This window comes from Halosimplex carlsbadense 2-9-1, from assembly GCF_000337455.1.
GTDB classification, from domain to species: Archaea; Halobacteriota; Halobacteria; order Halobacteriales; family Haloarculaceae; genus Halosimplex; species Halosimplex carlsbadense.
On record NZ_AOIU01000031.1, the window covers coordinates 250,397 to 262,007 of the forward strand.

The 11,611-nt window shown below is 69.4% G+C and carries 14 protein-coding genes; 9 read left to right on the forward strand and 5 right to left on the reverse strand.

Going from position 1 to position 11,611, the window contains the following annotated elements; all coding sequences use genetic code 11:
- Positions 1–68 precede the first annotated feature (68 nt).
- Positions 69–644 carry a YbhB/YbcL family Raf kinase inhibitor-like protein gene (locus C475_RS13425; RefSeq protein ID WP_006884387.1) on the forward strand — a complete coding sequence of 192 codons (576 nt, stop codon included), beginning with the start codon at positions 69–71 and terminating at the stop codon, positions 642–644.
- A 90-nt stretch (positions 645–734) separates the two neighbouring features.
- A complete protein-coding gene (locus tag C475_RS23165; RefSeq protein ID WP_006884388.1) occupies positions 735–878 on the forward strand; it encodes a rubrerythrin-like domain-containing protein in 144 nt (47 codons plus the stop codon).
- A 25-nt stretch (positions 879–903) separates the two neighbouring features.
- Here the strand turns inward: C475_RS23165 and C475_RS13430 are convergent, their stop codons facing one another.
- Positions 904–1,365: a hypothetical protein gene (locus C475_RS13430; protein WP_006884389.1), complete on the reverse strand. Its 462-nt coding sequence runs from the start codon at positions 1,363–1,365 to the stop codon at positions 904–906.
- Between the two features lie 93 nt (positions 1,366–1,458).
- Positions 1,459–1,911 (reverse strand): acyl-CoA thioesterase, encoded by a 453-nt coding sequence (locus tag C475_RS13435; RefSeq protein WP_049930579.1) that lies wholly within the window; start codon positions 1,909–1,911, stop codon positions 1,459–1,461.
- A 162-nt stretch (positions 1,912–2,073) separates the two neighbouring features.
- On the opposite strand from C475_RS13435, the gene C475_RS13440 reads away from it, so the two are divergent.
- A complete protein-coding gene (locus tag C475_RS13440) occupies positions 2,074–3,435 on the forward strand; it encodes an NAD(P)/FAD-dependent oxidoreductase (RefSeq protein ID WP_006884391.1) in 1,362 nt (453 codons plus the stop codon).
- Positions 3,436–3,463: 28 nt separating this feature from the next.
- Here the strand turns inward: C475_RS13440 and C475_RS13445 are convergent, their stop codons facing one another.
- Positions 3,464–3,820, reverse strand: coding sequence for a hypothetical protein (locus tag C475_RS13445; protein ID WP_006884392.1), 357 nt, complete (start codon positions 3,818–3,820; stop codon positions 3,464–3,466).
- A gap of 66 nt (positions 3,821–3,886) precedes the next feature.
- Positions 3,887–4,666, reverse strand: coding sequence for a fumarylacetoacetate hydrolase family protein (locus C475_RS13450; protein WP_006884393.1), 780 nt, complete (start codon positions 4,664–4,666; stop codon positions 3,887–3,889).
- Between the two features lie 117 nt (positions 4,667–4,783).
- Here C475_RS13450 and C475_RS13455 point away from each other — a divergent pair, with 117 nt between their 5' ends.
- Positions 4,784–5,566, forward strand: a complete 783-nt coding sequence (locus C475_RS13455) for an NAD(P)-binding domain-containing protein (protein WP_006884394.1) — start codon at positions 4,784–4,786, stop codon at positions 5,564–5,566.
- Positions 5,563–7,044, forward strand: a complete 1,482-nt coding sequence (locus C475_RS13460) for a small ribosomal subunit Rsm22 family protein (RefSeq protein WP_006884395.1) — start codon at positions 5,563–5,565, stop codon at positions 7,042–7,044. The genes C475_RS13455 and C475_RS13460 overlap by 4 nt, the downstream gene beginning before the upstream one ends.
- Positions 7,045–7,299: 255 nt before the next feature.
- Here C475_RS13460 and C475_RS23900 read toward each other — a convergent pair whose 3' ends face one another.
- Positions 7,300–7,467, reverse strand: a complete 168-nt coding sequence (locus C475_RS23900) for a hypothetical protein (protein WP_204366170.1) — start codon at positions 7,465–7,467, stop codon at positions 7,300–7,302.
- A 135-nt stretch (positions 7,468–7,602) separates the two neighbouring features.
- On the opposite strand from C475_RS23900, the gene surE reads away from it, so the two are divergent.
- From surE to C475_RS13485, 4 genes are all read left to right on the forward strand, one after another.
- Positions 7,603–8,397: a 5'/3'-nucleotidase SurE gene (gene surE / locus C475_RS13470; RefSeq protein WP_006884396.1), complete on the forward strand. Its 795-nt coding sequence runs from the start codon at positions 7,603–7,605 to the stop codon at positions 8,395–8,397.
- A 91-nt stretch (positions 8,398–8,488) separates the two neighbouring features.
- On the forward strand, positions 8,489–9,889 hold the full coding sequence (locus C475_RS13475; RefSeq protein WP_049930583.1) for a hypothetical protein: 1,401 nt from the start codon (positions 8,489–8,491) through the stop codon (positions 9,887–9,889).
- Positions 9,890–9,964: 75 nt separating this feature from the next.
- Complete coding sequence (locus C475_RS13480) at positions 9,965–10,780, forward strand: aminoglycoside N(3)-acetyltransferase (protein WP_006884398.1); 816 nt, start codon at positions 9,965–9,967, stop codon at positions 10,778–10,780.
- Between the two features lie 142 nt (positions 10,781–10,922).
- A complete protein-coding gene (locus C475_RS13485; RefSeq protein ID WP_006884399.1) occupies positions 10,923–11,603 on the forward strand; it encodes a carbonic anhydrase in 681 nt (226 codons plus the stop codon).
- Positions 11,604–11,611 lie beyond the last annotated feature (8 nt).

Below are 11,611 nucleotides of genomic sequence, written 5' to 3' on the forward strand. Positions count from 1 at the left end.
GTAATTAATCTCGCGGGCTCGGATCGGCGACCCCCAGGCTGAAAGGGCGACCGGGCGTAGCGACGGCCATGCTTTCGAGACGGCGACTGCTGGCCGCGGGCGGGGCGGCGGTGGTCGCGGGCTGTGGCTCCGGACCCGACGAGCGGACGGCGACCGAGGACGACGGATCCGGCGGGTACGAACCGCTCGTCGTTCGGCCCAGTGGCTTCGAGGACGAGGGGACGATCCCCCGGAAGTACACCGGTGTCGGCGACGACGTCTCCCCGCCGATGACCGTCGAGAACGTGCCTGCGAAGGCCGAGACGTTGGCCATCGTCCTCGACGACCCGGACGCGAACGAATTTCTGCACTGGCTGATCTGGAACGTCCCGGCCGACACCGACGAGATTCCGGAGGGTATCCCCCAGTCCGGAACGGTCGACTCGCTCGGCGGCGCACGACAGGGGACCAACGACTTCGGCGAGGTCGGGTACCGCGGTCCGTTGCCGCCCGAGGGCGACGCCGCTCACACCTACCAGTTCACCACGTACGCCGTCGATACGTCGCTGGAACTGGCGGCCGGTGCGGACCGCGGAGAACTCGACTCGGCGCTCGACGGCCACGTCATCGACCGGTATCCGTTCGTCGCCACGTTCGAGCGCTGATCGATTGACGATCCGGAACTCGGTCGGAACTATTATCCCTAGAAGATCCTTGAAGCAACGCTTTTCGTGACACACGTCCACGTATATCACATGTACAGCGAAGATCCGTACACAGCGACGAAATCGCGGTACGAGTGCGTGGAGTGTCTGCACAGAGTGACGACAGAGGAGACGCTGGGAGCCTGTCCGGAGTGTGGCGGGCGCGTGAAGAACGTGGCAGTGCCGCGAGAGTGACCGCGCGCGGGCGACGCTCGGCGGGCTACTCGCCGAAGTCGGGGAGGTCGTCGGGCGCCTCGTACTCGGTTTCCCACTCGATGTAGTCGTCTTTGAGCACGTCGCAGACCTCCTGCCCGAGTTCGGTCAGGCCGGCGTTGATCGCCGAGACGGTGCCCCAGGAGTCGAGATCGGGGTGGATGTCCATCTGTTTCCAGTCCTCCGGGAGCCCGGGCGCGTGGTAGCCGACGCGCTCGGCGTACGAATCCCAGAAGAAGTCGAACCGTTCCATCAGGTCGAGGTCGACGACGATGGCGTAGTCCTCGGCGCTCATCCCCGTGTCTTCGGCCCATGTCTCGAACGCGCGGTCCCAGGCGCCGTCCCGGAGGTACTGTTCGATCTCGTCGCGGCGGTAGTCGGTGTCGTCGACGACCTGCGCGTCCTCGTACTCGTTGGGGTCGATGGTCTCCAGTTCCGGCGGCTCCGGCGGGTCGGCGTCGAGAGGCATGGTCCGAGATAGGAGCGGTCGGCGGATAAGTCCACGTGTACCCGTCGCGGCGGCCGACCGAGGGCCGACCGCCGACCGGTCGTGTCCGCCGGTTCAGGACGAACTCTCCTTGTTGTCGCCGTCGATGGCGTCGGTGCGGAGCCGTTCGCCCTCCTCGGTGGCGACGGTGAGTTCGGGCACTTCGACGGGGTCGCTGTCGTCGTCGATGGCGACGTAGACGGAGTACGATTCGGTGGTGAGTTCGCGCTCGCCCGAGCGGGGGTTCTCCCGGAAGACCCGCAGGCGGACCCGCACACTCGAACGCCCGGTCTCGTAGACGTAGGCCTCGACGAGGGCGGTCTCGCCGACGGGGATGGGCTGGAGGAAGTCGACCTGGTCCATCCGGGCGGTGACGCAGTCGCGGCCGGCGAAGCGCATGGCCGCCATGGCGCCCACCTCGTCCATCCACTTGAGCACGTTCCCGCCGTGGGTGGTCCCCAGGGAGTTGGCGTGGTTCGGCTGGACCATGTAGCGATTCTCCAGGAACGTGTCCATCAGGTCTGGCATCGACGGCGGTTGGACGGGCTGGCTGATATGGCTGACCGTTCGGGCAGTTCGGGCTTGGAGGTCCGCGGACGTGTCGTTCACCGCTGGCACTCGCCTTCGGGAGCGCCTCACGTCGCCCGGAACCCAGGGGGATTTATACTTCGGCGAGGCAGGGGTAGGCGTATGAACCGCGCAGACGTTGCGATCGTGGGCGGCGGCCCTGCCGGCACGGCTGCGGCGTGGGCGGCCGCCGACGAGGGGGCCGACGCCGTCGTCGTCGAGAAGGGCGTCCCCAGAGCGGACCGAGAGCGACTCGGCCCCGACTCGACGGACGCCGCCGGGATGCTCGACTACTGGCTGGAGATCATGGACATCCCGGCCGAGGAGCTCCCCGACGACGTGATTTTGAGCGTCCTCGACGGCGCCGAGTTCATCGGGCCGAGTGAGTCGGTCACGCTCGAATCGACCGGTATCGACTCGTCGTACGACCACTTCGGCTTCGCCTTCCACCGCGCGAAGTTCGACGACTGGCTCCGCGACCACGCCGAGAACGCCGGCGGCCGATACGAGGTCGGCACGAGCGTCAAATCCGTCGACACCGACCTGTCGGGCGACCCGCGCCACACGCTCACTCTCGCCGACGGCGAGCAGATCGGGGCCGACTACCTGATCCTCGCCGACGGCCCCCAGCGGACGGTCACGACCGGCGTCCTCGACCAGTTCCTGCCCGGGAGTCGGAGCGTCTCCGATTACCTCTCGCCCGACCAGGCGAACCACATCGCCTATCAGGAACACCGGCGCGTCCCCGAGGAGCTGTTCGACCCCGCCCACATCAAGTTCTGGTGGGGCGTCATCCCGGGCCACACCGCCTACCCGTGGATCTTCCCGAACGACGACAACGTCGCCCGCGTCGGCCTGACGATGCCTATCGGGATGGATCTCGCCGACGTGGCGAATCCCGAATCGTACGCGCTGCTCGACCCCGACGACGAGGGGATCCCGGCCGGGGCGACCTACCTCGAGCGACTGCTCGAACGGGAGTATCCGGGCTACGACCTCGACGACTTCCCGCTCGTCGAGGACCGGGGCAAACGGGGCGGGACCGAAGCCTATCCGATCTCATCGACGCGGCCGATCGACTCGCCGACGAGCGCGGGGATCGCCGTCGTCGGCGGCGCGATGGGCACCACGTCGGCGTTCCACGAGGGCGGCGACCACGTGGCCGTCCGCACGGGCAAGATCGCCGGCGAACTCGCCGCCAACGACCAGCTGCTGCGGTACAACGGCCGCTGGAAGAAGGCCATCGGCGAGGAGATTCTGCGAAACGTCACCTTCGCGGAGGTCGTCCGCGGCTGGGAGCCGGCCGACTGGGACCGCATCTTCGCCGCGACCCGGGCGATGAAACACCGGGGCGGCTACGACTGGGGCGGCGCGCTGAAGTCGGGCACGACCGCGCTGAAGCTCGTCGCCGACTACCGGTGGACGAAACGAGGCTTCGGCGACGGGAAGTACGTGCAGTTGCGACAGGACGAGTACGAAGTGTAGGCCCGCGACTGGGGGGTTTTCACCGGTTTCAGCAAGGCACGACGCTGTCCCCGCTCACCCGCGTCTCGTTCTCGGCGGTGACGCGGTAGACGGCCTCCGAAGCGCCGTCTTCCTCAGTACTGTTCGTCCCGTAGAAGTAGGGGTGTCTCACCTCGACGTAGACGCCGCCGTCGGTTCGGTTGACGACCGAACTCTCCGCCTCGACGATCGGACTGGAAGTCCCCCAGCTCTCGACGCAGGAGGCGTTCTCGAACTCCGCCGAGAGGTACCGTTCCTCGGCGTCCAGCGCGCGCTGTTCCGCATCGATGCCCGACTGACAGCCCGAGACGGCGGCGAGGAAGACGAGGAGAGCGACGGAGACCTCGACTCGAACCCTCGTTTCCATACCCGTGGAAACGTATCGTCCGCTAAGTGTTTTCTGTCTGACTCGGCGACGACTCGCAACCGACGGCTACCCGTCGGGGAACCGCACGGAGTGTCGCAGCGTCCCTACGTCGTCGATCTCGATCTCCACCTCGTCGCCGTCCGAGAGCGGGCCGACGCCCTCCGGGGTGCCCGTGGCGATCACGTCGCCCGGTTCGAGGGTCATGTAGGTCGTGATCTCCTCGATGAGTTCCGGGATGGAGAAGATCATCTTGTCGATCGATTCCGATTGGCGGACCTCGCCGTTGACGCGGGCCTCGATGGTCGCGTCGTCGGCGAGGTGTTCGGGCGTGGCGATGACCGGGCCCATCGGTGCGGCGCCGTCGAAGGCCTTGCCGCGGACCCAGTTCTGCTCGCGGTCCTGGTCGTCGCGATTCGAGAGGTCGTTGAACGGGGTGTAGCCGGCGATCACGTCGTCGGCGGTGGCGGCGTCGACGTTGCGACACTGTTCGCCGATGACGACGCCGAGTTCGGCCTCGTGTTCGATCCGCTCCTTGCCGGCGGGGAGCGTGACGGTGCTGTTGTGGGTCGCGACGGTGTTGGGCGTCTTGAGAAAGAGGAGCGGACGGTCGGGGATCTCCTCGTCGCGCTCGTCGGCGTGATCGGCGTAGTTGCGGCCGACGCAGACGATCTTGGTCGGTTCGCAGGGGGCGAGTACGTCCACCTCGTCGGGGTCGAACGTCTCGTCGCCGAAGGCGATGCGTCCGTACGGGCCCGCCGCGGCGGTGACCACCTCCTCCCCGTCCCTGACCGTCCACCGACCGCCGCGGACGTTACCGGCAGAATCGCGAAAGCGGACGCGTCTCATGGCCGGGATATCTGCGGGCGGACTGATAAGCGTTTTCAGAGCGATACATGTTGACACACCTCGGCCGAGAGTCGAGTGACCGAACGGCTTTTGAGACGGGCCACAGTAGCCGGCGGCATGAACCTGCTCGTGGTCGGCGCCGGCGAGATGGGGCGGTGGTTCGCCCGGACGGTCGCCGCCGGGACCCCCGACCCGCCGGCCGTCGCGTTCACCGACACCGACCCGAGCGCCGCGCGCGAGGCCGCCACCCGTCTCTCGGCGGAGGGCACGGACGCCCGCGCCGTCCCGACCGACGTCGACGAGCGCTTCGACGTTATCTGCTTCGCCGTCCCGATCCCCGCCGTCGAGTCGGTCGTCCCGACGTACGCCGACCGGGCCGACCGGGCGCTCGTCGACGTCTCGGGCGTGATGGGGCCCGCTCTCGACGCGATGGAAGCGGCCGGTCCGGACCTGGAACGGGTGAGTCTTCACCCGCTGTTCGCCGCCGCGAACGCGCCGGGCAACGTCGCCGTCGTCGCGCACGCCCCCGGTCCCGTGACCGACGAGGTCCGCGCGGCGCTCGCCGACGCCGGCAACGACCCCTTCGAGACGACCGCCCGGGAACACGATCGTTCGATGGAGACCGTGCAGGGGCGTGCTCACGCGGCCGTCCTCGCCTTCGGCCTCGCCGCCGAACCCGTCGCCGACGAGTTCGGGACGCCGGTCTCGGAGGCGCTGTTCGACGTGCTGGAGACGGTGACCGGCAACGATCCGGGCGTCTACGCCGACATCCAGGACGCCTTCGACGGCGCCGAGAGCGTGGCCGAGGCGGCACGGCGGATCGCCGACGCCGACCGCGATACCTTCGAGGGGCTGTACGAGAAGGCCGGCGAGCCGACGACACTGGGTGAAGAGCGATGAACGCCGACCAGCGCGAAGCGGTTCGCTCGAACGCGAAGTACCTCCGGCAGGTCAGGCCGATCGACCCCGAAGAGATCCACGAGTACGTCGACGGCCAGCCGCACCCGGCCGCGGTCGCACAGGTGCTCCGCGAGTCGGCGGTCGACCTGGGGCTCGTCGAGCGCGCGGACGGCACGTTCGAACCCGTCGAGGAGGGGTCGCTGTCGGTCTCGTTCCACGGCGTCGACGCGTTCCCGGTCGAGTACGGTCGGGTGCTGGAGGACCGGCTCGTCGCCGAGTACGGCCCGGGCTGGCCCGACGGCGACTCGGGCGACCGCCTCCGCGAGCGGATCCGCTCGTTCAAGGAGGACTACTTCGAACAGCGCGCCGTCGAGTACGACGCGGAGACGGCGCTGGCCTACGGCCTCTATCACCTCCCCGACTACTACGCCGTCGCGCAGTACGTCCTCGCCGATCTGGCTCGCGACGGGCTGGTCCCGAAGCGACTGCGCGTCCTCGACGTGGGCGCGGGCGTCGGCGGCCCCGCGCTCGGCCTGCACGACCTCGTGCCGGCGGACGCGCTCGTGGACTACCACGCCGTCGAACCGAGCGCGGCCGCCGACGTACTCGACGCCATGCTCGGCGAGACCGGCCGGAACTTCCACCACGCGGTCCACCGCGAGACGGCCGAGGCGTTCGACCCGGAGACGGCACTCCCGGAGCCGACCGACGCAGACGGCGCAGACGGCGACGACCGCCGCGGCTTCGACCTGATCCTGTTCTCGAACGTCCTGAGCGAGTTGGACGACCCCGAGTCGGTGATCCGGCGCTACGCCGACGCGCTGGCCGAGGACGGCACGATCGTCGGACTCGCGCCCGCAGACCGCAACACCGCTATCGGCCTTCGAACGGTCGAGCGCGCCGTCGCCGACAGCGGGCCGCTGACGATCTACGGCCCGGACGTTCGGCTCTGGCCCGGTCAGTCGCCGGCCGACGACTGCTGGTCGTTCGAGGTGAAGCCCGACGTCGAGGTGCCCGTCTTCCAGCGACGGCTCGACGACGGCGAGCCCGGCGAGTCGGGGATCGAGGGACCGGAACGCCGCGACGGCGAGTTCGAGAACGCCGACGTGCAGTACGCCTACACATACCTCCGTCGGGACGGCCGACGGCGCGTCGACTTCACGCCGGACGACTCTCGCGTCGCGAAACTGGCCGACAGCGAGGACCTGGTGACCGAGCGGGTGAACTACTACCTGGCGAAGCTGAGCCGCGACCTCTCCGACGACGGCCACCCGCTCTTCCGCGTCGGCGACGGCAGCCAGCAGGTCGACCACTTCGCCGTCCTCACCGACAAGTCGATGCTCAACAGCGATCTCCTGACCGCCGAGTACGGCGACGTGCTCTCCGTCGAGAACGCTCTGGTCCTCTGGAACGACGACGAAGGAGCCGTCAACCTCGTGATCGACGGCGAAGCGGTCGTCGACCGAGTACCCATTTGAGCGTCCCACCGGTTCGGCGCACGTACCGGTTTTGGTGGGCGGTACCGAGGCGCGCGCTGTCGCGCGCTCTCGTGCGCGCGACGTAGCCGTGCGAGGGATGAGCGAGCCGGAGGCGAGCGAATCGGCTGGGGAGGGTCGTGGCCGTCTGCGGTTGCTGTCGTGGTTGCGGTGCTGTGCTGTCCCTGGTGGACTGAAAGGGCGAGGCGCGCTCGCGTGCAGTTTAGTCGCCTGAGCGGGCACTATCCGAAGCGGCCGCTAGGCCGCGAGGATATCCCGGTCAGCGACCGCGAGCGGCCCAAGGGCTTTCATCATCTGTTGTTCCCGGCGGTCTTCGAGATTGCTAGCGAGCGGGTCGAGGGCTTTCATCGTTTGCTGTCCCCGGCGGTCTTCGAGACTGTTAGCGAGCGGGTCGAGGGCTTTCATCGCTTGCTGTCCCCGGCGGTCTTCGAGACTGTTAGCGAGCGGGTCGAGGGCTTTCACCGCCCACCATCGACGAAGCCGATCACAACCACTCCGAGCGGTCGGTGTACTTTTGCCGGTACCGCCGACAGGGGTGGTATGGACGAGCCGTCGATCCTCCTGACGAACGACGACGGGATCGAGAGCGCCGGCCTCCGGGCGCTCTCCGATACGCTGAGCGACGTGGGCGACGTGACGGTCGTCGCGCCGGCGGAAGACCAGAGCGCGGTCGGCCGCTCGCTCTCCCACGACGTGACCGTCCACGAACACGAGTTGGGCTACGCGATCGAGGGAACGCCAGCGGACTGCACGGTCGCGGGGCTGGGGTCGCTGGTCCCGGACGCGGACATCGTCGTCGCCGGCTGCAATCAGGGGGCGAACCTCGGGGCGTACGTCCTCGGGCGGTCGGGCACCGTCTCGGCGGCCGTCGAGGCGACGTTTTTCGACGTGCCGGCCATCGCGGTGTCGATGTACATCCCCGTCCGGGAGGACGCGGCGTTCGACGAGCTGCAGATGAACCCCGAGAGCTACGCCGAAGCGGCGCGCGCGACGGAGTACCTCGTCGAGCGGGCTCGCGGAACCGGCGTGTTCGACGACGCCGACTACCTGAACGTCAACGCGCCCGTCGCCGAGTGGGGGCCGGCGGAGATGGCCGTAACCTACCCCTCGGAGGTGTACCAGATGACCGCGACCCGCGAGGACAACGGCGACATCCAGCTTCAGGACCGCATCTGGGAGCGGATGGCCGAGGGCGACATCCCCGATCCGGAGGGGAGCGACCGCCGGGCCGTCGTCGACGGGAAGGTGAGCGTCTCGCCGCTGACCGCGCCCCACACGACCGAACACCACGACGAACTCGACGCGCTCGCCGAGACGTACGACCCGACCGCGTAGCTCTCGACGACCGAGCAGGTCCCCCCGGTCGAAAGGATTACCTTCATTCCAATTGACATTCCAAACGAACCGCCCTCCAGCGGTCCCACAGATGAGACAGACAGTCGCTACCGTGGGCGTCGCCGCCCTCCTGCTGCTGGCAGGCTGCGGGAGCCTGCTCGGCGGTCAGGGACCCGGAACGCCCACCGAGACCGACGTATCGACAGACGAACCGACCGCCACACAGACAGCGATGCCGTCACCGACGGCGACGGTGACGCCCACTGCGTCGCCGACCGCAGCCCCCACGCCGACCGCTACCCGGACGCCGACACCGACGGCGACGCCGAGTGACACGGAAACACCGGCGCCCTCGCTCACACCGACCGCCACGGCGACGCCGACCGCGGCACCAGACGACGAGGGTCCGAACGTCGTGCTCAGAGGCGGGAACCTCTCGGTGGACGAGGACGCCGTCTACGCCGACGTGCAGGAGCTGCTCGGGACGGACGTGGAGCCGCCGACGGTCTACGTCCGCGAGGAGATGCCGGACCTGGAACGGTACAACAGCCGGCTGGCGGCCAGCCCCTTCTACGACACGTTCGGCTACGGCGACCGGTTCATCGATACCAGCGTCTACCACGGCAGCGCGACCCCGAACCGCATCGTGGTGATGCCGAAAGACGCCAACGCGACCCAGCAGAAGACGCTGCTGGCCCACGAGTACGTCCACTGGATGCAGTTCCACAGCGACGCCGTCGACACCGGGAGCTTCGGTGAGTTCGTCGACGACGCCGACTCCCAGCAGGTCGCCGCCGGCCTCGTCGAGGGCGCGTCGGTGTACGTGACCGACCGGTACGTCGAGGGGTACCTGAACACTTCCTGGAACCAGACCCGGGAGCTTCGCGGCCAGTACGAACGCGGTCCGGCGGGCCGGCGGCTGTTCCGCGCCCGCTATCTCTTCGGTGCCCGGTACATCCACTCACAGGTCGAGAGCCCGCGCAACGTCTCCTGGCTGTACGACCCGTCGACGCCCACGCCGGTGACGGGCGAGCAGCTGATCCACGGCTACACGCCCAGTGAGGAGCCCGAACGGAACCTCACGCTCTCGCTGAACCGGACCGGCGCGTGGCGCTACCCGCACGACCACACCGACACGCAGGGCGAGATCGTCGTCAGGACGATGCTGCGGGCGGACCTGAACCGCTCGACCGCTGCGAGCGCCGCGGCGGGCTGGGGGACCGACAGCATTGCGCGGCTGCGCCACGCCGACAACGCCAGTCGCGTCGCCTTCGCCTGGGCGCTGCGCTGGGACGACCCCGCCGAGGCCGACGAGTTCGCCGCCGCCTTCGAGTCCTGGCGGGCCGCCCAGCCGCCCGACGACGGCACCGTCTACCGGCTCGCCCGCGTCGGCGACGGGACGACCGTCGTCTTCGCCGGCCCCCAGTCCTTCGTCGGGAACGCGAGCGCATCGGGCACGGCCGGCAACGTCACCGTCTCCGTCGCCGGCTGACGACGGCGGGGCGCCCCCTGTCGCTCGTTGCCACGGGCCCGAAACACTCAACCCGGCAGTTTTCGAAGCCGACCCATGGGAGAACGCGACGCCGTCGACCGGGTCGACGAGCCGGCGACGGTTACGACACTCGCCGACGACCTCCGCGGCCTCGGCGTCGAACCGGGCGAGACGCTGCTCGTCCACGCCTCGCTCTCGGCGCTCGGCTGGGTGGCCGGCGACGCTCAGGCCGTCGTCGACGCGCTCCGCGAGGCGGTCACCGACTCCGGGACGCTCGTGATGCCGGCCTACACCGGGCAGTACACCGACCCCGAAGCCTGGTCGAACCCGCCGGTCCCCGACGACTGGGTCGAGACGATCCGCGCCGAGCGGCCGCCGTTCCGCCCCGAGAGCACCCCCACCCGCGGGATGGGTGCGGTCGCCGAGTGCTTCCGCGGCTATCCGGACACCGTCCGGAGCCGCCACCCGACCGTCTCCTTCGCCGCGTGGGGCGCGGACACCGAGGCGGTCGTCGCCGACCACGCCTACGACGAGGGGCTCGGCGAGTCGTCGCCGCTAGCGGCGGTGTACGACCGCGGCGGACGCGTGCTCATGCTCGGGACCGGCCACGACACGAACACCTCGATCCACCTCGCCGAGTACCGCGCCGACTTCCCGAAGGAGCGAGTGACGAACGAGGCACCCGTGCTCGAAGACGGCGAGGCCCTCCGCGTCGAGTACGAGGACATCGAGACCGACACCTCGGACTTCGCGGAACTGGGCGCGGAGTTCGAGGCCGAGCGCTCCGAGGCCGTCACCCGCGGGACCGTCGGCGCGGCCGAGGCACGACTGGTCGACCAGCCGGCGCTCGTCGACTTCGCCGTCGACTGGTTCGAGACCCACCGCGCGTGACCGGCGAGGGCGTCCCGCAGCCGTCGACGCGGGCCCGGGCCCGAGCTATCGGCGGCAGCCGGGCGGGGCCTTCCTGCGGCTCCGTGGCGGGTTTGTTACGCGCTGTCGAAGAGCTATACGTCAGGCCCGAGTGGGTCGTCGTATGAACGAGACGGTCGTGGACCTGCTGGCGGGGAACGCCCGTCACGCACAACAGTTCGCCGACCGCTTCGACGACGTACAGGACGCCCAACACCCGGTGGCGGTCACCGTCTGCTGTTCGGACTCGCGAGTGCTGCAGGACCAGATGTGGGGCAACGAGCAGCCGGGCCACCTCTTCACCGTCGGCAACATCGGCAACCGCGTCGTCCAGCTCGGCGCGGCCGGCGAAGAGGTCGCCGACGACGTGCTGTACCCCATCGCCCACACGGGCACCGAGACCGCCGTGGTCGTCGGCCACACCGGCTGCGGCGCCGTGACGGGCGCCTACCGGGCGCTGGCCGAGGCGGGCTCCGAGCCGGCGGGCATCGAGCACTCCCTGCGCCTGCTGGCGCCCCACCTCGAAGCGGGGGTCGCGGCGCTGCCCGACGGACTCGACACGGCCGAGGCGGTCAACCGCCTCGTCGAGTACAACGTCGACCAGCAGGTCGCCTCGCTCGTCGAGAGCGAGCGGGTCCCCGACGCCCTCGACGTGGTCGGCGCGGTCTACGACTTCCAGGACGTCTACGGCGGCGAACGCGGCGAGATACACGTCGTCAACGTCGGCGGCGTCCGGCGCGTCGACGCGCTCCGCGATGCCCACCCCGAGGTGGCCGACCGGATCGACCGGGTCTGGGAGTACTGACCCGGTCC

Bases quoted from the DNA above. Each gene is read 5' to 3' on its own strand.
- C475_RS13425 (WP_006884387.1), top strand. From the start codon at position 69: ATGCTTTCGAGACGGCGACTGCTGGCCGCGGGCGGGGCGGCGGTGGTC.
- C475_RS23165 (WP_006884388.1), top strand. From the start codon at position 735: ATGTACAGCGAAGATCCGTACACAGCGACGAAATCGCGGTACGAGTGC.
- C475_RS13430 (WP_006884389.1), bottom strand. From the start codon at position 1,365: ATGCCTCTCGACGCCGACCCGCCGGAGCCGCCGGAACTGGAGACCATC.
- C475_RS13435 (WP_049930579.1), bottom strand. From the start codon at position 1,911: ATGCCAGACCTGATGGACACGTTCCTGGAGAATCGCTACATGGTCCAG.
- C475_RS13440 (WP_006884391.1), top strand. From the start codon at position 2,074: ATGAACCGCGCAGACGTTGCGATCGTGGGCGGCGGCCCTGCCGGCACG.
- C475_RS13445 (WP_006884392.1), bottom strand. From the start codon at position 3,820: ATGGAAACGAGGGTTCGAGTCGAGGTCTCCGTCGCTCTCCTCGTCTTC.
- C475_RS13450 (WP_006884393.1), bottom strand. From the start codon at position 4,666: ATGAGACGCGTCCGCTTTCGCGATTCTGCCGGTAACGTCCGCGGCGGT.
- C475_RS13455 (WP_006884394.1), top strand. From the start codon at position 4,784: ATGAACCTGCTCGTGGTCGGCGCCGGCGAGATGGGGCGGTGGTTCGCC.
- C475_RS13460 (WP_006884395.1), top strand. From the start codon at position 5,563: ATGAACGCCGACCAGCGCGAAGCGGTTCGCTCGAACGCGAAGTACCTC.
- C475_RS23900 (WP_204366170.1), bottom strand. From the start codon at position 7,467: ATGAAAGCCCTCGACCCGCTCGCTAACAGTCTCGAAGACCGCCGGGGA.
- surE (WP_006884396.1), top strand. From the start codon at position 7,603: ATGGACGAGCCGTCGATCCTCCTGACGAACGACGACGGGATCGAGAGC.
- C475_RS13475 (WP_049930583.1), top strand. From the start codon at position 8,489: ATGAGACAGACAGTCGCTACCGTGGGCGTCGCCGCCCTCCTGCTGCTG.
- C475_RS13480 (WP_006884398.1), top strand. From the start codon at position 9,965: ATGGGAGAACGCGACGCCGTCGACCGGGTCGACGAGCCGGCGACGGTT.
- C475_RS13485 (WP_006884399.1), top strand. From the start codon at position 10,923: ATGAACGAGACGGTCGTGGACCTGCTGGCGGGGAACGCCCGTCACGCA.